Raw genomic sequence first — 17,721 nt, forward strand, 5'->3', positions numbered from 1 at the left:
CCAGAACAAAGGATGGCGCGCACGATGCAGAGTCCGCCGCGGTCCCGTGACTGGACCATCGACCGGATCGTCCCCCTCCTGGCCGGCGTCCTCACCCTGGCCGGCACCGCCCTGGCGGCGGCGACCTCACCGTGGTGGTTGCTGCTGACCACGCTGGTAGGTGCGAATCTACTGCTCTACAGCGCGGTCGGCTGGTGCCCTGCCACCCTGCTGATGGCCCGCCTCGGGATCCCGGCCCGTGCGGCGTGCGCGCATCCACGAACCTGATCAACCCATCGACAAGGAGGTCCGCGCCATGAGTGAAACCATCGACTTGGCACTGTCCACCACCCTCACCACCGGTTTCGAGGATGCGGTCGAGAGCACCCGCGAGGCATTGGCCGCGCAGGGCTTCGGCGTGCTCACCGAAATCGATATGCAGGCGACGTTGAAAGCCAAACTCGGTCACGACATGGAGGACTACCGGATTCTCGGGGCCTGCAACCCCCCGCTGGCCCACCGCGCGGTCGAGGTCGATCGGCAGATCGGACTGCTACTGCCCTGTAACGTCGTCGTCCGCCGGTCTCGGGACTCCGACGAGGTCATCGTCGAAGCGATGAACCCGCAGCTGATGGTGCAGGTAACCGATGATCCCGGCCTGCAACCCATTGCCGCGGAGGCCGCGATCAGACTCCAGGCTGCCATCGACTCACTGCACCCATAGGCGCCCGGGCATCCGTGGGTCGACGTCCGACTCGGGACGCTCCGGCGGCGGCACCGTGGGACCGGTCCGATTTCAGGACGGTTCTGCGGCGTCCGCGAAACCCGGTCGCAGCCCGAGGTTGTCGTTCGGTAGCCGGATACGCCGGCGCAGCAGCAGCGCGACGGTGGCGAGCGCACACCGGGACTGGATGCCCACCACCTGCTCCTGGTCGTCGACCACGGGCAGGGTGGCGAAGCCGTGGGCGGTCAGCGGCGGCATCGCCTCCGGGAGCGGAGTGTCACGACGAACCGTGACCACGGGCCGACCGAGAGTGTGGCGTGCACGCATGGTGATCACCTCGGATACGACTGGGAGTACGCTGCCGTCGGCTCGGTCAGAGGATGTTGTGCGAGCGTCCCGGTCGCGCCAGGGTCATCGGTCGGCCGGGAGTCATCGCGAACACGGGTCCATCGGCCCTGTCGATTCACGCGGGCCCGGTCCGTTCGTCGGCCTACGCGTTCTTGTCCGGAAGAGTCATCTTCGAGGCGATGACGGCGGCCTGGGTGCGCCGTTCGACACCGAGTTTGGTGAGCAGGCGCGAGACGTAGTTCTTCACGGTCTTCTCCGCCAGGAACATCCGGCCGGCGATCTGCCGGTTGGTCAGTCCTTCACCCAGCAGCGCGAGCAGGGTGCGTTCCTGGTCGGTGAGGCTCGCCAGCGGGCCGGTCGCCGCTTCGGCTTCGGCCCGGAATTTCGCCATGAGGGTGGCGGCAGCGCGGTTGTCCAGCAGCGATTTGCCGGCGCCGACCTGACGGATGGCCTCGGCCAGGTCGAGACTGGTGATGTCCTTGACGACGTAACCGCTGGCTCCGGCCAGGATAGCGTCGAGCATGGCCTGTTCGTCGGTGAACGAGGTCAGCATGAGGCAGCGCAATCCCTGATTCGCCGACAGCAGTTCGCGGCAGAGTTCGATACCGTTTCCGTCGGGCAGCCGGACATCGAGCACGGCGACATCGGGGCGCAGCGCGGGGATCCGGGCGAGGGCTTGTGCGGCGTTCGCTGCCTCACCGACGACCTCCAGATCGGCTTCCGACGAGATCAGCTCGGAGACGCCACGGCGTACTATCTCGTGGTCGTCGACGAGGAATACGTTGATCATCTGTCGCTTCTTTCGCCGCGGGTGGTTCAAGCGTACGGCTGGATGTGGCGCGCGGTTGAGTCCGTCGGCCCTGGATTCCAGGACGAAGGTCCTCTGCCGGGATCAGCGCGGCCGGACAGTGGGCGTGCCGAGCCCGCGGTACCGGTTACCGGACTCGACCGTCACCACCGAGACGACAGATGTCCTCATCGGTGCGGCTCTCATCGGCCGGTCGTTCTCCCTGCGGATGCTGGTTGCCGGTAGTCGCGGTATGGGTGCGTTCCAGCGTGGGCTGCTCGGTTCGGTGAGCACCGCGGTCACCCGTCACGCCCGGTGCCCCGTCGCCGTCGTCCACGCCGACACCCCGCTGGATGCGGTATCGGCCGGTCGGCCGGTGCTTCCGCATACCGTGGACACTCCGATGGTCATCGTCCGTGCCGCGAGCAGAGAGTGACCCCGTCCCCGGGATACAGACGAACGTCGGAGGCCGCCGAGAGGGCAAGGTATTTCCCGGCGTCCTGCCCGGGACAGAGGCGTGGTGGTGTCGGGCTATTCGGTGTGAGTGACCATGACCGGACAGTGGGCATGCTGGACCAGCGCGTTGCTGGTGGACCCCAAGAGCAGGCTACGGAATCCACCCCGACCGCGGCTGCTGACGACCACCAGCTGCGCCAGCCGCGACCATTCGATGAGCTGATGCCGGGGGCCGGCCAGGTAGACCTTGCGCATCACCTCGACCTCGGGGTATTTCTCCTGCCACCCCGTCAGCTGTTCTGCCAGCAGACGTTCCGCCGCCGCGGCGATATCGGGGTCGGCGATGGTGCTCGGGTAACCGGCGAACCGCCCGAATCGCTGGTCGCTCCAGGCATGCACCGCGATCAGCCGGGCCCGGCGTTCGGCGGCTTCGCTGAATGCGGCGCCCAGGGCGGCCTGACCACAGGCGCTGCCATCGACCCCTACGACGATCGGGTAGGCGCCGGGGCGTAGGTCGGCGCCGTCTCGACCGACCACCACGACGGCGCCGTGGCCGTGTGCGGTCACAGCGAGCAGGGTGGACCCGAGATGGGTGAACCTGCCGTTGTCCCCGGAGCCACCGAGCGCGACCATATGCGCGTCGGCCGAGCGTTCGATGAGCAATCGCGTGGGCTCGGCTTCGGAGAGTTCGGCGCGGATGCTCAGACGGGGTGCGGTCTCGCGCGCCTGCGCCACCGCCGAATCGAGCGCCGCCTCGCCCCGGCGGCGGACGGTGTCGATCACCCCGGGTGCGACCGCGTCGTAGATTCCGAGGGCTGCCGAAGCTGCCATCAGATCGAGTCCGTGCACGATGTGCAATGCACGTCCGCGCTGCGCGGCGGTATCCGCGGCCCATCGTACGGCCCGGTCAGCGGTGTCGGTGCCGTCCGTCCCCACCACGACCGCGGCCGAAGCCAGCTGGTGTGGTCGGTCCGGTCGATGAGTGGCCATGACGATCGGTCCCTCCGGTTCGTCGCCGGTGGCTGCCGGGTGCAGCGCTCCTTATCGGAAGACTAGGGGGCCGGACCACGAATTCTCGCCGGTCGTTGGTCCCGAAAGCAGGGGCCCAAAGGCAGCAGGGCACGACTCCCGCCTGCGCAAGCCCAGCGCCGGAGATCGGTGACCTTCGCCTCTGCTCACCGCACCGGGTGCGGAGCAGAGTAGAACACCCGAGGCCCGAATCATCCGGACCGGGAAGGCGGCCGACAATGGGATCTCGCTCCTCCCATATGAGTCAGGCGGACCTGTTCACCTGGAGCATGGAGCACGATCCCGTTCTGCGGTCCACGATCGTGACCGTTCTCGTGCTGGATTCTGCGCCCGACTGGGAGCGGGTGATCCGCACGCTGGATCGAGGGACACGGCTCGTTCCCAGGTTCCGGCATGTGCTGGTCGCGTCGCCGCTGGGACTCGCGCCGCCGCGTTGGACACCCGACGCGGATTTCGACCTCTCCTGGCATCTGCGGCGGGTGGCGCTGCCACCGCCGGCCGACGAGGAGAGCGCGCTGGAATTGGCCCGGATCGAGGCGATGACGGCGTTCGACCCGGCGCGGCCGCTGTGGACCTTCACCCTGCTGACCGGCCCGGCGGACGGTGTCTGTGCCGCTGTGCTCAAGGTGCACCACAGTTTGACCGACGGGCTCGGCGGAGTGCAGATCGCCGCGGAGATCCTCGACTTCACTCGGGAAGGCACTGAGCCTGATCCGGTCCGTGAGCGCGCGGAGACCTCGGTCTCACAGCTCGCCGACATCCTGGCCTGGAACTGGGCCACCGGCTACGAACTGCTCAAAGGAGGTCTGTCGACCGCGGCGGCCCTGGGCCGCGCGGTACTCGATCCGATCGCCGCCGCGCGTGCGGGTGCGGCCCTCGCCACGTCGGTGGCCCGGCTCGCCCGCCCGATCACCACCACCCTGTCGCCGCTGATGACCGAACGTGGGCTCGGCCGGAGGCCGGCGGTCCTCGATATACCCCTGAATCGGTTGTCGGCCGCCGCGGACCGAGCCGGATGCACCGTCAACGACGCGTTCCTCACGGGCCTGCTGCTCGGATTGCGGGCCTATCACGCTCGGCACGGCGCCGCGGTGGATCGGGTCCGGGTGACTGTCCCCATCAGTCTCCGGGAACCCGGCGATCCGATCGGCGGTAACCGGATCACATTGGCCCGCTTCGGCATACCGATCGCCGACGACGATGTACTGAACACGATGTGGACAGTGCACGAACTCGTCGACCGCTGGCGCCACGAACCGGCCATACCCCTATCGCATGTGGTAGCGGCCGTATTCAACCGTCTGCCCAGCAGTGCTCTCGCCGAGATGTTGAAACATGTGGACTTCGTGGCCTCCGATGTGCCGGGGTCGCCAGTCCCGCTCTACCTGGCCGGCGCACGGATCGAACGGATCCGAGCCTTCGGCCCCACCATCGGCACCGCGTTCAACGCGACACTGATCTCCTACGTCGGAACCTGTTCCGTCGGAATAACTGTCGACACCGCCGCCGTTCCCGACCTCCCCGAGTTCACCGCCTGCCTCCGTGTCGGTTTCCAGGCCGTCCACACCTTCGGCGAAGGCAGCCGGACCCCGGGCACCGGGCTTGTGACCGTCGTTCCGCACCAGGGGAAACAATGACCGAACTACGCCCTCTCGATACCGGGTTCATCGAGTTGGAGGACGCCGACCGGCACGTCGCCCTGGGTATTGCCGTGGTCGCCGTCCTGGCCGGTCCGCCGCCGCCGCGGGACACCCTGCGCGCGACTCTCGACCAGCGAGTGGCGGCCCTGCCTCGGCTGCGGCAGCGCGTGCGCCGCGCGCCCCTGGACCTGAGGACACCCCGCTGGGAGGACGATCCCCGTTTCGACCTGGACCACCATCTGCACTGGACCGCGCTGCCCCGGCCCGGCGACCGGGAGACGTTGTGTGAACTGATCGCCGGCGAATTGGGAGAACGGCTCGCCCGCGACAGGCCGCTGTGGCACTGCGTCGTCGTGGAAGGCCTGGCCGGCGGCCGCTGGGCATTGATCGTGAAAGCACACCACAGTCTGGTCGACGGGGTATCCGGAGTCGCAGTGTTCGAGAAGCTCTGCGATCCAGTACAGGCACCTGCGGCAAGCCCGCCTCCCCGGCGCCGGAAGCGGCCGTCCACGCTCGCCGGCCTGCTGGAACTCCCCGCCTCGATTCCCGGCTTCGTATTCCGGACCGTACGCAGCCTTGCCCCCGTCGCGGCCGCTGTCGCCGGGCCCGGGCAGTCTTCCTCGCTCAACGGGCCCATCGGCGATCAGCGCCGCTACGTCACGGTATCCGTGCCTCTACCGTTGGTGGCCGCGATCGGAGAGGAATACCACGTCACCGTCAACGATGTAGTACTGACCGCCATCACCGCGGGCTACCGCGACCTGCTCCGAGCCCGCGGTGAGAAACCGGGGCACGAGCTGCGGATCCTGGTACCGGTATCCATGCGCTCCGCTCACGGCAAATACCTCATGGACAACCGTGTCTCGGCTGTTCTGCCGTCCCTGCCGGTGGATCGGGACGACGCCGTCGACCGCCTCCGCACTGTGCACATGACGATGAAAGCTCACAAATCCAGTGGCGCCGCGAGTTCCGAACACGCCGTGCTCGCGATGGCGGGCCGGATCCCGTTCGGCGCGGTGGCCTGGACGCTGCGTTTGCTCGCGCGATTTCCGCAACAGGGGATCGCCGCCCTGGCGACCAATGTCCCGGGGCCCAGGCGCGAGCTGTTCTTCGACGGCCACAGAGTATTGGATCTGCTGCCGGCGGTGCCGATAGCTATGCGGCTGCGGACCGCGATCGCGGTTCTCAGCTACCACGACCGCTTGGTCTTCGGTATCACCGGCGACTACGACACAACTCGCGATATCGACCTGCTCGGTGCGGGTATCGAGCGTGCGATCGGAGAACTCGCCGACCGTGGGGAGTGCGGCGGCCCGCCCGCATCTTCGAGCTGAGACGCAGCGGGCGGTGGTGACACCATGGCTACCGGCAGTCCTGGGCGGGGACCGAAGTCCTTTGTCACAGTGGCGTCCAGCAGCGGGATCACGTGCGGTCCGTGCGCGCGTGGCAGTTCGAATGCTCCGCAAGGTCGTCGGACAGCACAGCCTCGACCAAGCACTCGCCGAGACGGACACAATCAATGCCGATATCCGCCAGATCCTCGACACCACCACTCTGGAGTGGGGCGTCGAAGTCACCCTCGTCGAACTGAAGGACATCCAACTGCCGGGATCCAGGAAACGGGCCATGGCCCGCCAAGCCGAAGCCGAAGGGGGTAAGCGAGCCAAAATTATTGCGGCCGAAGGCGAATCCATGGCCGCCGCAGCACTGGGCGAGTCATCCGACACCATGGTCGCCCACCCGTTGGCCCTGCAACTACGCAACTCGCAGACCCTCCTCGAACTGGGCGTCGACAAGAACACCACCGTCGTGTTCCCAGCACCGCTGATGAGTGCGATCGGCGATATCGGAGCCTTCTTCGCCCGCGAAACCACCGCCTCCAGAGTCTTGACCGCCACCGCTCAGACACCGCAGACGGCATCGCCGGTGTCCCCACCGATACACAGCGGGGCCGCGAGCACCGCGGCCGCCGCTCCTACGACCGATTGATGCCCAGCCATCACGCGGCAGGAATCCGGCCGAGACCCCCACCGCTGCTCGACGAAGGGACGATTTACGGTTCCGTCGCCGGAGAGTGATCGAAGCTCGAACAAACGCGCCGTAGCCGGACTCGCGTGGCTCGTGTGGGACAGGTGCTGGGCAGTATATGCCGGAAACGCCGTGGAACCGGGGCAGGCGCCGGCCCGACTCCTCGAGCAGCAGACCCCTCGTCCGTCGGGCACCGCGTCGCGGAACACACCGAAAGCGTGCCTCATGGGTCTGTGTCGCGTATGACGCAGCGGAAGCCGAGGTGGCAGGTGGCTGTGTCCTCGGTCTGTGGTTGCCGGGCGGCCGGCCGGTAGCGCAGGCAGTAGTTGGCTGCGCACAGATATGAGCCGCCCTTGACGACATGGTGTGGAAAGCGTAGTGCTGGTGCGGGTTCCGACGTATCGACGCGTGGCTTCAACGGGGCGCAGCAGGTCGGCGCCGGATGGTGAGAGTGGAAGTAGTCGGCCGTCCATTCCCACACGTTGCCGGTCATGTCCGAGAGACCGTAGCCGTTGGGCGCGTAGGTGCCGACCACCGTGGTGCCGGGTGTGCGCGCCTGCCCGCGACCCGGCTGGAATTGCCGAGGGAAGGCGCCGACCCAGATGTTGGCCATGCGCCGGCCGGTGGGTTCGAACTCGTCACCCCAGACGTAGGTGGCCGAGTCCAGTCCGCCACGTGCCGCGTACTCCCATTCGGCCTCCGTCGGTAATTGTTTGCCGGCCCAGGCCGCGTATGCCGCGGCGTCGTCGTAGGCGACCTGGGTGACCGGGTGGCGGTCGAGCCCGTCGAGTGTGCTGCCCGGTCCGCGTGGGTGGCGCCAGTTCGCGCCGGGAACATACCGCCACCACCGTCGCCAGTTGTCCAGTGCCACCGGCCCTGCGGGGGGCCGGAATACCAGAGCCCCGGGTGCCAGATCCGCCGGATCCGCGCCCGGGTAGTCCTCGACGACGGGCGTGCGTTCGGCGACGGTGAGGTATCCGGTTTGCTTCACGAAGCGCCGGAACGCCGCATTGGTCACCGGGTGCGGGTCGATGCGGAACGAGTCGATCCGCACCTGGTGCACGGGCCGTTCCTCGGGGAAGAAGCCGTCCGAACCCATGGCGAATTCGCCGCCGGGTATCCGGACCATGCCGCGGCGCGCGTCGGTGGGCATCCGGTGTCGGTTCAATCGCGTGAAAACGCTGCCGCTGCCGCCATTTCCAGGTCCCGATAGGGTTTGCCGCTCACGTCCTCGATGACCTGATGCACAGTGCCGCCGGTGAACGGGAACGGTGACCGGTAGCGCGCGGAAACCGACTGACCGCTGTCACGGCCCACGCGGACTCCTTCTCCGACACCGGAGAACACGATGGGTTGTGTTCGCATGTCGTCGAGTGAGCCGACCGGGTCCTCGTCGATGTAGAGGACGGCCTCACCGGTGGGGGTGAAGTTGTCGGACCGAGTTCCGTGCCGTTCGTACCGGATCCCGAGGACGTGGTCGCCGAGTGGAACCGGGCGATCGGAGACGATGGCCTGTTCCTCTTCTCCGAGGAAGTTGTAGACGTAATGCAGATGACCGTCCTGGAGGAACAGCGTGTGCCCACCGAGCCGCCCACCGTGGGCGAACAGCACCCCCTCCGCGCCCGGACCGGTGATCGCCGTCTCGGCGAGCAGCGCGAAGGAACGGCCCTGAATCTCGAGTGCCGCACCCGGGCCGACTTCGGCAATTCCCGGATAGTAGACGGCGCTGTCCCGCGACCTGGCGTATGTCGGGCGGTCTCGCATCATCGCGGAGACGATATCGAGATCGTAGAGCGGCATTCCGTTGTACTTCTCGGCCTCCGAGAACCACAGTGCCTTCATCTCCGCTAATTTCTCGGGATGAACCTCGGCGAGGTCGTGAATCTGGCTGCGGTCCTGGTCGAGATGGAACAGTTCCCAGCGGTCGGCGTCGAAATGTCCCCAGCCGGAGGGGCATGCCGCATGAACGGTGTCGGCGAACCATCCACGATGCCAGATACCGCGCGTGCCCAGCATCGAATAGAACTGGGTGTGCTTGCCGACGTCGGCGTTCGCGTCATCGAGCAACGCGCGGAAACCGACCCCCTCCAAGGGCCGCTGCGCCACATTCTTCACCGTATCCGGGGGCGTGATATCGAGCAGTTCGTAGACGGTGGGGGTGATATCGCAGACGTTGATGTACTGGTGCCGCACCTCACCCCGGGCCGCTATCCCGGCCGGCCACGACATGAGACACGAGTCGGCGATGCCGCCTTCGTGCGAGGCGTACCGCTTGTACAGCTTGTAGGGGGTGTTGAACGCCATTGCCCAACCGATGCTGTAGTGGTTGTAGGTGGTCGGCGAACCCAACTCGTCGAGCTTTGCCAAGCTGTCGTCGATCGTATCGATATAGCCGTTGAAGAATTTCATCTCGTTGACGGATCCGTTCGGACCGCCCTCGCCGCTGGCACCGTTGTCCGAGAGAGCGACGATTATCGTGTTGTCGAGTTGGCCGCTGTCCTCGAGGTAGTCGAGTAACCGGCCGATCTGGGCATCGGTGTAGGACAGATATCCCGCGAACACCTCTGCCTGCCTGCGGAACAGTCGCTTCTCGTCCTCCGACAGGGAATCCCACGCTCGCACCGTGTCCTGCGCCGGCCACGGTTTACCGTCTGCGCTGGTCGCGGTCGAATAAGGGTTCATGGGCGACAGTTCGGTGTGGTCCGGCACCAGACCCATGCGTTTTTGATTCGCCAGCACGATCTCGCGGTACTCCTCGTACCCCATATCGAACCGGCCGCGGTACTTGTCGGCCCATTCCTTCGCCACGTGGTGCGGCGCGTGACCGCATCCCGGGCACAAGTACATGAACCACGGTTTGTCGGGGGCGATCACCTTGGCGTCGCGGACGAACTCGATCGACTTGTCGGCCAGATCCTTCGACAGGTGATATCCGTCCTCCGGTGTGTACGGCTGCGGGATCGGGTGATTGTCGTACACCAGATTCGGATACCACTGGTCGGCCTCGCCACCCAGGAAGCCGTAGAATCGTTCGAATCCGCGCCCCAGCGGCCAATGTCGCTTCGACGCGGCCAGATTTTCCTCTTCCAGGGGCGTCATATGCCATTTGCCGACCGCGTATGTGTTCCATCCGCGCTCGGCGAGGACCTCCGAGCACAGTGCGGTATCGTCCGGGATCCGGCCACACATGCTGGGGAATCCGTCGGTGAACTCTTCGATGGTCGCCATACCGACCGAAGTCGGATTCCGCCCGGTCAGCAGCGAGGCACGGCTGGGGGAGCACAGTGCGGTGGTATGAAATTGCGTGAATTGGACACCGCGATCGGCGATGCGTTTCATATTCGGCATCTCGACCAGACCGCCGTAGCAGTCCCAGGTACCGATCCCGATATCGTCCCAGACCAGATACAACACATTCGGTGCATCTTGCGGCGCGGTCGCCTCCGCGAAAGGCGCCCAGTCTGCGACCGAATCACGGATATCGAGCGCTATATGCCCTTCGAAATCTTTGGCCATCATCCACCTCCGCAAAGGAGAGCGGTCGGTTCGCCGGTGATCTATCCTGCCGATCCAGGACCCACGCCGCATATCCCACGCACCTGACCATCGGATGCAGCCTCAACGCCTGAAACGGAACTCCCAGCTGCGGCGACACCGCTGAGAGTCGAAGACTGTTCGAGTCGACGTGCGGTGGCCGTGCTTCCTGCCGGACTCGGGGGCCAGGATGGTTGCGATCCACGCCTCCCACACTCACAAAGGGTACCGCCCGGGATGTTCTCGGCGCCGAATTCACCGAATCGGGCCCGGAGAACTCCCTACTCCGTCGCGCGGGCTCACCGCTGACGGCCGCCGCGGCGCCGGACCGGATCGCGGCGGCTGCCGGCCCGGGTGCCGCGGACCCGGTCGCCGCACCGGCACCCAGGGCCGCCGCGAACGCGGCGATCACCCCGGCCGTTCTCGGTGCTCTGTCCCGCCGGAGGCAACAAGCCGGTGCGGAGTTTCGACTCCCCTTCCGGGGTGCTGCGACCGCTCCGCCGCTTCGGCGAAGGCTGCCGCGACGCGGCATCACCGGCGCGGCCCCCGTCGACACCGACCACCACCGACCACCACCGGCCGGGCACCGCAGAACCCCTGATCCGAGGCGTGGCCCCGGACCACCACGACGCGGCCGCGCCCGTGCGCGGCGACGGCGAGCAGGGGAGAGCCGAGGTGGGCGAACGCTGAGCTCTGGCCGGATGCGCCGAGGACGACCTGATGCGCGGTGCCCGATCGCTGGATGAGCTCGCCGCGGGGACAGCCGCGGGAAGACAGGTGATCCGAATTGCCGAATGGAGGCTCCCACGATGCCCGAGAGCAGCGCGACCATGGATCGTGCCGGTCTCGATCGACTCGTCGATGTATTGCGCGGACACGGATACCGGGTGATCGGTCCGCAGGTTCGCGACAGCGCGATCGTGCTGGACGAGCTGGATTCGGGTGCGCAATTACCCGATGGCTGGGGTGTGGAGACCGCGCCGGGGCGTTACCGGCTCCACCGTCGCGAGGGCCCGGCGGTCTTCGCCCACTCCGCCGGGCCCGGTTCCTGGAAACAGTTTCTCCACCCGCCGCGACGCAACATACCGAGTGTCGGCCCCGACCTGACGGAGGAACCTGTCGAGGAGGCGTCGGATCGTTACGCCTTCCTCGGCGTCCGCGGCTGTGATCTGGCATCGATCGCGATTCTGCAACGGGTGCTCGGTGGCGGCGCACAGCCCGATACGGGGTTCGCGGGCCGATACAGAGACCTTTTCGTCGTCGCCGCCAACTGCACCGAGCCGGGCGGGGTGTGCTGATCGCGAGAATCGGGGGACGTCCCGCGGTACCGGTCATCGGATCGATTTCTTCGGCTCCGGTCCTTCGGCTGTGGGAGAGCAGGCATGCTCGACAGTCGGGTTTTCGCCCCTGCCCACGGCGGAGGTATCGGGGTGGATGGTGAGGAAATCGGATATCGGGCGACGGGGAGTCTGCGGGTGGTGTTCGCGGTCCGGTGCCAGCCCGACCCGCACGATCACTTGTGCTATGCCGTGGCCGCCGGCCGTGGTCGAGGCGATGCGCCGCGTCGTGGGCAGTTCGGTGATATGGGTCAACGGGCAGGTCGCCAGACCCGCGGCCGTGCATTCGAGCAGGATCTGCGAGAGCGCCTCGCCCGTACGCAACCAGGCCAGGGCGGAGTCGTCCGCAGTGGAGAGCACCCAGAGCCGGGCCCGATCCTGTCGGTCTCCTCGGCGCGCGGTGTGACCGGACGGGGGGAACTCGCGACCGGTCGGTACCCGAGCGGCCTCGTCTGCCGAGACCAGCGCGGCGGCAGGCACCCCTTCGGGGATCTGTTCGTGGCCGCTCCACCAGTACAGTTCGGCCAGATAGGGAATGTCGTAGTGGCGTAGTGCTGCCACATGTTCGGAGGCCGCGCTCAAGCGGCCCGCTGTGGCCGCGTCGAGGGGGTCGAGCATCACCTCGTACCGTTCGGAGAGCAGCCTGGCCGACCGGACCAGGCCGGTCAGATCGCCCGGTTCCCGCAGCGGCAGACGGTCGGTCCGGCGGCGCTCGATGGTTTCGGGACGGTTCCGCAGCACAGTGGGTGCGTTCGGTAACGGACGGAAGGTGAGCGTTGCCAGATGGTCGGGCCGGGCGGGGTCGGGCAGGCGCACGGTCTCGGCCCGCCAGCCGGCCGCGGCGAAGGCGGTCCGGGTGTGGTGCAACATCGTGCCGCAGCTGATCACCAGCTGTCTTCCGGTGGGGTCGGCAGCGCCGAGGAGACGCTCGTCGTCGCGGTAGAGACTCAGGCGATGATCTCGGTATATCCACCGCCACGGCTGGGTGTTGTGCACCGAGGGGGCCCGGGCTGCCATCCGCATGGCCGCGAGCAGCGTGGCCCGGTCGGGTTGCGAGGCCGAGGCAGGAATGTCGAGGCCGGTCATAGTCTCAGTGTGTTTCGGCTCGCCGTGACCGGCCAGAGTCCGTTGGGCCGGATGGGGCACCGGAATTCCGGGCCTTCGGCCCTGTTCGGTCGGGTCCATCTGCCCTATATGGTGTCGCCGCGGACGACAACGGCGATGGACGCGGCCGGTACCGTGTGGTCTGCCGACTCCGGAGCTGTCAGGGGAGAGGGGCGCTCCAGTGCAGGACGGTTCCTCCGGGCGGGTTGCCGGTGATCCGGCAGCTGCCACCCGCTCGTTGCGCGCGGGCCGTCAGATTGGCCAGCCCGCTGCGCCGGTCGATCTCGGGCGCCAGGCCGATCCCGTCGTCGGTGACCTCGAGAGTGACCTCGTCGTTCACGCGTAGCTCGACCGAAAGGGTGGTGGCATGCGCATGCCGGACGACATTGCTGACCGCCTCGCGTAGCACGGCTTCCACATCGTCGGACAGGGGCGGCATCAGCACAGTGAGGGGTCCGGCGAGTCGGATGGTGGTGCGCAGATCCGTTTCGGCGGTCAGCTCGGTGACGATGTCGTGCAGGTGTTTGCGGTAGTCGGTGGATGTCGCGGACGCAGTACTGTGCAGATCGAAGATCGAGTGGCGGATCTCCTCCACGATGGATTGGAGGTCTTCGATCGTTTCGCCGAGCCGCGCTTTCACTTCCGGGTTGCGTGCGCGCTGGAGGGTGCCCTGGAGGCCCAGACCGACGGCGAAGAGCCGCTGGATGACGTGGTCGTGCAGATCCCGGGCGATCCGGTCGCGGTCGGCGACCACATCGAGCTCCCGCATCCGCTGCTGGGTCTCCGCGAGCTGCAGCGCCAGCGCGGCCTGGTTGGCGATCACCGACATCATCGCCTGGACCGCGGGGTCGAGAGGGCGGTTGCCGGCGGGCTGTACGGCGGTGAGGAGCCCGATGACCTCGTCACCGACCACGAGCGGAAGGACGAGCGCGGGTCCCCAATCGGTGTATGTATCCGGTAGGAAGTCGTCGGGAATGCGGTCGAGGGTGACCGTCCGACCGTGCCGGAACACCTGGTCGGCCCGGGAGCTGTGCAGGAGGAGGCGTTGTTCGCGCAGATCGTCGGCTCGCTCGCCCGCGGTAGCGGCGATGGACAGTTGACCGACATCTCGGTAGGGCAGGTCGGGATCTTCCGGGAGTGCCACGAAGGTGCAGGCGGCTCCGGTGAGCTTCAGGGCTCGTTCGGTGACGAGATCCAGTATTTCCTGGGGTGTGCCTCCCGCGAGTAGGTCGGTGGCGACGTCCCGGGTCGCTTCCAGCCAGCGGTGGCGCGCCTGCGAGCGTTCGTAGAGCCGGGCGTTCTCGATGGCGATACCGGCGGCCGCGGCCAGCGCCTGCACCACGACCTCGTCGTCCTGGGTGAACTCCTTGGCGCCGATCTTCTCGGTGAGGTAGAGGTTGCCGAATACTTCGTCGCGGACCTTCACCGGCACCCCCAGGAAGCTGTGCATGGGGGGATGGTGCGCCGGGAAGCCGACGGAAGCGGGGTGGCCCGCGATATCGGGGAGGCGGATGGGCTTGGGGTCCTGGATCAGCAGTCCCAGTACACCGTGTCCGCGGGGGAGGTCGCCGATCAGGAGGCGGGTGTGGTCGTCGATACCTTCGTAGATGAACTGGGCCAACTGATCTTTCGCCCGGTCGGTTGCGTATACGCCGAGTGCGCCGTACCCGGCGTCCACCAGTTCGATGGCAGTGTGCACGATGGATCGCAGGGTGTCGTCCAGATCGAGCCCCGCAGTGATGGACAGCATCGCCTCTATGAGGCGGTCCATCCGGTCGCGGACGTCGACGATCTGGGCGATACGGTCCTGCACCTCATCGAGTAGTTCACGCAGGCGCAGCTGGGACAGCGTTTCGGTGACCGGTGACCGATCGCTGGTCGGGTAAACCCGCCGCTTCATGAACTGCATTCTTCCACCGACCCCGTCCCCGGCCAATGCGCGAGCAGCATCACCTGGGCGGCGGGCGTGACCGGAGCTACACCTCCTTGTCGGGCAGGGTCATCTCCGACGCGATCACGGTGGCCTGGGTCCGGCGTTCGACCCCGAGTTCGGTCAGTAATCGTGGTACGTAGTTCTCGACGGTTTTCTCCGCCAGGAACATCGCCTCCGGCGATCTGCCGGTTGGCGAATCCTTCACCGAGCAGCGTGAGCAGGGTGCGTTCCTGGTCGGTCAGGCCGGTCAGCGGCCCGGTGGCGGCTTCGGCTTCGGCCCGGAACTTCGCCATGAGCGTGGTCGCGGCGCGATCGCAGCTCGAATTCGACACCGGTCGTCCCGCCTCGGCGGAGGTCATCCGATCTCGACACGACGAACCGCCACGCCGAATGCACAGTGCCGCGCGATCTTTGCGAAGAGGACCTTCGGCTTCCCCGATGGCGCCCCGCCGCGACTCACCCGAACTGTAGATCTGCCCGCCTCGTGGCCCGCTGAGGTCAGGACTTCCTGCACTCCGGAAAGGGAATTCGACCCTGTTCGGAGTTTCGGCTCGATGGTGCCATCGAGATATGGGCCGAGCGAGAAAGCGGTGATATCAGGTGGCAGGTTCGGAGAGGATCCAGGCTCACGGCGCCGGTACGCGGCTGACCGTGGGAATCGAGCGGGCGGAGGCTTTGCGATTGCTCGCGGCCGCCCCGTTCGGGCGGATCGTGTTCACCCACGACGCTCTACCCGCGGTGCGCCCGGTGAACCATTTGATCGGTGCGGACGGGTCGATCATTTTCTGTACTCGCCTGTCCGCCGGGCTCGTTCCGGCATCAGGGCGGTCGGTGATCGTCGCCTACCAAGCCGACGATATCGACCCGGTGCGAAGGACCGGATGGTCGGTGCTGGTCATCGGTCCGGCCCGTGCCATCGCCGCCGGTGAACTGGCGGCAGAGTACGCACGCCGGCTCGGCACCTGGGACGATCCGGCCGCGGCGGTCCTCGGCATGGAACCCACCCTCGTCTCCGGCACGAGAATGATCGAGGAGGTCGCGGTGTGAACGGATTCCTGCACGGCGCTGCCCTGGTCGGCTCCGCCGGCGTGCCCGCGGTCGAGTTCGCCGAACTCGCGCTGGGCTGGTTCATGCCTCTGATGCTGGCCCCGGCGAGCCTCGCCGAACAGGCACCGAACCTGGACAAAGCCGCCTACCCTGGTGACCTCGGCACCATGCAAATGAACCTCAACGCCCTGGACCACATCGTTCGCACCAGCATCGAGCAGCGCGTCAACGCCGATCAGCCGCAGTTGATGAAGGATTTCGCCGAACTCGCGCTCGCTCAGGGGTACGGCTCCCAGAACTACTTCGCCATGTTCGAGATCTTCAAGAATCCGCAGGACCTCCCGCAATACCGATGAGCTACTGCCATCATCGGGCAGTATCGGTGCCTACATCCGCGATGCCGCCGGTCCTCCCCCCTGGCATGCGAACCGCACCCACGTCGACGAAACGTAGAAGGCAGCTCAGCGTCTATCGATGTGGTCGCTGAATGGGCCCTTCCGGGTGGCTGTTCCCGCGGCGTCCGTGCCCGGCCGAAGGCGGGCACGGACGCTGTCGTGGTGCGTTCAGTCCCGCGGCCGAGCGATGATCAGCGGCACCGACGTGCCGTGCAGTACGGCTTGGCCGGTCGAGCCGAGGGTCATGCCGGGGAAACCGCCACGCCCGTGGCTGCCGACCACGACAAGTTGTGCGCCTTCGGCCTCTCGGAGCAGTCTCCGGGCGGGACGGTCCTCGACGACGACGTGGGTTACCGGCACATCCGGGAAATCGTTCTGGTATCCGGCCAGGCTCTCGGCTTGGAACGCGCGCGCCTGTTCCTGCATCTCCGCGCGCGAGACATAACGGAAGAACTCCGACCAGATGGTTACGGCGACCAGTCCGACACCGGCTCGGCACGCTTCGTCGAAGGCGATCGCGACAGCGTCCTTGCTGCGGGGCGAGCCGTCCACGCCGACCACCACGGGCAGGCTCGCCCGCTCACCGGGTTCACGGTGGGTCGCCGGGATCACCGCGACCGGGCAGTGCGCGTGCCGGGCCAGCGAGGTGCTCACCGATCCCAGCACGCCCCGCGCGACCGCACTGCGTCCATGGGTGCCGACCACCACCAGGCGGGCGCGACGCGACCGTTCGATGAGAGTGGGTGCCGGGCCCGGATCCACCACTGCTGTGGTGATCTCCAGGTCGTCGGCGATTTCGCGGGCGATCTTCTCGGCGTCGGCGATATGGGTTTCGCCTTCGGCGCGCATGGCTTGATTGTCGAAGGCGACCACACTCAGTCCGGGGCCGTAGTCGATGGGTGCGCCGACTGCGTACACCATGGTCAGGGGCGCGCGATATCGGGCCGCGGCGAGCGCCGCCCACCGGACGGCGCCGAGCGAGTTCGTCGAGCCGTCGACGCCGACGACTACGGTCGGTTCGCTGTGTGTGTCCACTGGAGATGTCCTCTCATCGTCGGCTGCCGGGAGCCACGAACCCTTACCGGCCGGTATGCCACCGAGGCGGCAGTGCCGGTGTCTCGACGGTAGGTCGCGGGTCACGGCCGCCGCTGGTGGCATTGGTCCCGGGTCGGAGGGTCCGAAGTCGTCCGCGTCGAGATCCGCCCGGCCGACCGCGCCGAAACCGATATTCCCCGTTCCGGGACAGCAATTGGTCATCGTGGCCGAATGTTCGCCGAAGAAGTCCGGCGATGGGCATGCGGAGTTGCGCTACGGTCCGTTCTACCGTTCGGCGCCCGCCACCGCGCCGGGTGGCGGGGACAGCGTCCGGGGTGCGGCGGC

General features: G+C 67.2%; 16 protein-coding genes and 2 pseudogenes. 9 read left to right on the forward strand and 9 right to left on the reverse strand.

Annotated elements, in window-relative coordinates; all coding sequences use genetic code 11:
* Positions 1–24: 24 nt before the first annotated feature.
* Both ACWCPQ_RS07850 and ACWCPQ_RS07855 read left to right on the forward strand, forming a co-directional pair.
* Positions 25–267, forward strand: coding sequence for a YgaP family membrane protein (locus tag ACWCPQ_RS07850; protein ID WP_449896002.1), 243 nt, complete (start codon positions 25–27; stop codon positions 265–267).
* 28 nt (positions 268–295) lie between these two features.
* Positions 296–703 (forward strand): DUF302 domain-containing protein, encoded by a 408-nt coding sequence (locus tag ACWCPQ_RS07855; RefSeq protein WP_449896004.1) that lies wholly within the window; start codon positions 296–298, stop codon positions 701–703.
* Between the two features lie 72 nt (positions 704–775).
* On the opposite strand, the gene ACWCPQ_RS07860 is transcribed toward ACWCPQ_RS07855, so the two are convergent.
* The gene (locus ACWCPQ_RS07860; protein WP_449896006.1) at positions 776–1,030 is read right to left on the reverse strand and encodes a CBS domain-containing protein; all 255 of its coding nucleotides are present in this window, start codon (positions 1,028–1,030) and stop codon (positions 776–778) included.
* A gap of 163 nt (positions 1,031–1,193) precedes the next feature.
* Positions 1,194–1,841: a response regulator gene (locus ACWCPQ_RS07865; protein ID WP_449896008.1), complete on the reverse strand. Its 648-nt coding sequence runs from the start codon at positions 1,839–1,841 to the stop codon at positions 1,194–1,196.
* A gap of 124 nt (positions 1,842–1,965) precedes the next feature.
* On the opposite strand from ACWCPQ_RS07865, the gene ACWCPQ_RS07870 reads away from it, so the two are divergent.
* On the forward strand, positions 1,966–2,274 hold the full coding sequence (locus ACWCPQ_RS07870) for a universal stress protein (RefSeq protein WP_449896010.1): 309 nt from the start codon (positions 1,966–1,968) through the stop codon (positions 2,272–2,274).
* 95 nt (positions 2,275–2,369) lie between these two features.
* On the opposite strand, the gene ACWCPQ_RS07875 is transcribed toward ACWCPQ_RS07870, so the two are convergent.
* Positions 2,370–3,284 (reverse strand): universal stress protein, encoded by a 915-nt coding sequence (locus tag ACWCPQ_RS07875; RefSeq protein ID WP_449896012.1) that lies wholly within the window; start codon positions 3,282–3,284, stop codon positions 2,370–2,372.
* A gap of 257 nt (positions 3,285–3,541) precedes the next feature.
* On the opposite strand from ACWCPQ_RS07875, the gene ACWCPQ_RS07880 reads away from it, so the two are divergent.
* The 3 genes and pseudogenes from ACWCPQ_RS07880 to ACWCPQ_RS07890 all read left to right on the forward strand — a co-directional run.
* A complete protein-coding gene (locus ACWCPQ_RS07880; protein ID WP_449896014.1) occupies positions 3,542–4,960 on the forward strand; it encodes a wax ester/triacylglycerol synthase domain-containing protein in 1,419 nt (472 codons plus the stop codon).
* Positions 4,957–6,297, forward strand: a complete 1,341-nt coding sequence (locus ACWCPQ_RS07885) for a wax ester/triacylglycerol synthase family O-acyltransferase (RefSeq protein ID WP_449896016.1) — start codon at positions 4,957–4,959, stop codon at positions 6,295–6,297. The genes ACWCPQ_RS07880 and ACWCPQ_RS07885 overlap by 4 nt, the downstream gene beginning before the upstream one ends.
* 118 nt (positions 6,298–6,415) lie before the next feature.
* Positions 6,416–6,952 (forward strand): annotated as a pseudogene (locus ACWCPQ_RS07890) (SPFH domain-containing protein); the annotation flags it as partial.
* 262 nt (positions 6,953–7,214) lie between these two features.
* Here the strand turns inward: ACWCPQ_RS07890 and ACWCPQ_RS07895 are convergent.
* Entirely contained in the window at positions 7,215–8,144 is a 930-nt protein-coding gene (locus ACWCPQ_RS07895; protein WP_449896018.1) for a formylglycine-generating enzyme family protein, read from the reverse strand.
* Positions 8,145–8,155: 11 nt separating this feature from the next.
* Positions 8,156–10,507: an arylsulfatase gene (locus tag ACWCPQ_RS07900; RefSeq protein WP_449896231.1), complete on the reverse strand. Its 2,352-nt coding sequence runs from the start codon at positions 10,505–10,507 to the stop codon at positions 8,156–8,158.
* 827 nt (positions 10,508–11,334) lie between these two features.
* Here ACWCPQ_RS07900 and ACWCPQ_RS07905 point away from each other — a divergent pair.
* Positions 11,335–11,823: a hypothetical protein gene (locus ACWCPQ_RS07905; RefSeq protein WP_449896020.1), complete on the forward strand. Its 489-nt coding sequence runs from the start codon at positions 11,335–11,337 to the stop codon at positions 11,821–11,823.
* A 33-nt stretch (positions 11,824–11,856) separates the two neighbouring features.
* Here the strand turns inward: ACWCPQ_RS07905 and ACWCPQ_RS07910 are convergent, their stop codons facing one another.
* The 3 genes and pseudogenes from ACWCPQ_RS07910 to ACWCPQ_RS07920 all read right to left on the reverse strand — a co-directional run.
* A complete protein-coding gene (locus ACWCPQ_RS07910; RefSeq protein ID WP_449896021.1) occupies positions 11,857–12,948 on the reverse strand; it encodes an Acg family FMN-binding oxidoreductase in 1,092 nt (363 codons plus the stop codon).
* Positions 12,949–13,126: 178 nt separating this feature from the next.
* Complete coding sequence (locus ACWCPQ_RS07915) at positions 13,127–14,866, reverse strand: GAF domain-containing protein (protein WP_449896022.1); 1,740 nt, start codon at positions 14,864–14,866, stop codon at positions 13,127–13,129.
* Between the two features lie 76 nt (positions 14,867–14,942).
* Positions 14,943–15,213: pseudogene (locus tag ACWCPQ_RS07920) on the reverse strand (response regulator transcription factor); the annotation flags it as partial.
* Between the two features lie 286 nt (positions 15,214–15,499).
* On the opposite strand from ACWCPQ_RS07920, the gene ACWCPQ_RS07925 reads away from it, so the two are divergent.
* Both ACWCPQ_RS07925 and ACWCPQ_RS07930 read left to right on the forward strand, forming a co-directional pair.
* Positions 15,500–15,946, forward strand: coding sequence for a pyridoxamine 5'-phosphate oxidase family protein (locus tag ACWCPQ_RS07925; RefSeq protein ID WP_449896024.1), 447 nt, complete (start codon positions 15,500–15,502; stop codon positions 15,944–15,946).
* A complete protein-coding gene (locus ACWCPQ_RS07930) occupies positions 15,943–16,302 on the forward strand; it encodes an imine reductase family protein (protein ID WP_449896025.1) in 360 nt (119 codons plus the stop codon). The genes ACWCPQ_RS07925 and ACWCPQ_RS07930 overlap by 4 nt, the downstream gene beginning before the upstream one ends.
* A 207-nt stretch (positions 16,303–16,509) precedes the next feature.
* Here the strand turns inward: ACWCPQ_RS07930 and ACWCPQ_RS07935 are convergent, their stop codons facing one another.
* Positions 16,510–17,376 (reverse strand): universal stress protein, encoded by an 867-nt coding sequence (locus tag ACWCPQ_RS07935; protein WP_449896027.1) that lies wholly within the window; start codon positions 17,374–17,376, stop codon positions 16,510–16,512.
* Positions 17,377–17,721 lie beyond the last annotated feature (345 nt).

The organism is Nocardia sp. NPDC001965, from assembly GCF_053594175.1.

What these genes read in the sequence shown, in the direction of transcription:
- ACWCPQ_RS07850 (WP_449896002.1), top strand. Translation starts at nt 25, where the DNA reads ATGCAGAGTCCGCCGCGGTCCCGTGACTGGACCATCGACCGGATCGTC.
- ACWCPQ_RS07855 (WP_449896004.1), top strand. Translation starts at nt 296, where the DNA reads ATGAGTGAAACCATCGACTTGGCACTGTCCACCACCCTCACCACCGGT.
- ACWCPQ_RS07860 (WP_449896006.1), bottom strand. Translation starts at nt 1,030, where the DNA reads ATGCGTGCACGCCACACTCTCGGTCGGCCCGTGGTCACGGTTCGTCGT.
- ACWCPQ_RS07865 (WP_449896008.1), bottom strand. Translation starts at nt 1,841, where the DNA reads ATGATCAACGTATTCCTCGTCGACGACCACGAGATAGTACGCCGTGGC.
- ACWCPQ_RS07875 (WP_449896012.1), bottom strand. Translation starts at nt 3,284, where the DNA reads ATGGCCACTCATCGACCGGACCGACCACACCAGCTGGCTTCGGCCGCG.
- ACWCPQ_RS07880 (WP_449896014.1), top strand. Translation starts at nt 3,542, where the DNA reads ATGGGATCTCGCTCCTCCCATATGAGTCAGGCGGACCTGTTCACCTGG.
- ACWCPQ_RS07885 (WP_449896016.1), top strand. Translation starts at nt 4,957, where the DNA reads ATGACCGAACTACGCCCTCTCGATACCGGGTTCATCGAGTTGGAGGAC.
- ACWCPQ_RS07895 (WP_449896018.1), bottom strand. Translation starts at nt 8,144, where the DNA reads ATGCCCACCGACGCGCGCCGCGGCATGGTCCGGATACCCGGCGGCGAA.
- ACWCPQ_RS07900 (WP_449896231.1), bottom strand. Translation starts at nt 10,507, where the DNA reads ATGGCCAAAGATTTCGAAGGGCATATAGCGCTCGATATCCGTGATTCG.
- ACWCPQ_RS07905 (WP_449896020.1), top strand. Translation starts at nt 11,335, where the DNA reads ATGCCCGAGAGCAGCGCGACCATGGATCGTGCCGGTCTCGATCGACTC.
- ACWCPQ_RS07910 (WP_449896021.1), bottom strand. Translation starts at nt 12,948, where the DNA reads ATGACCGGCCTCGACATTCCTGCCTCGGCCTCGCAACCCGACCGGGCC.
- ACWCPQ_RS07915 (WP_449896022.1), bottom strand. Translation starts at nt 14,866, where the DNA reads ATGAAGCGGCGGGTTTACCCGACCAGCGATCGGTCACCGGTCACCGAA.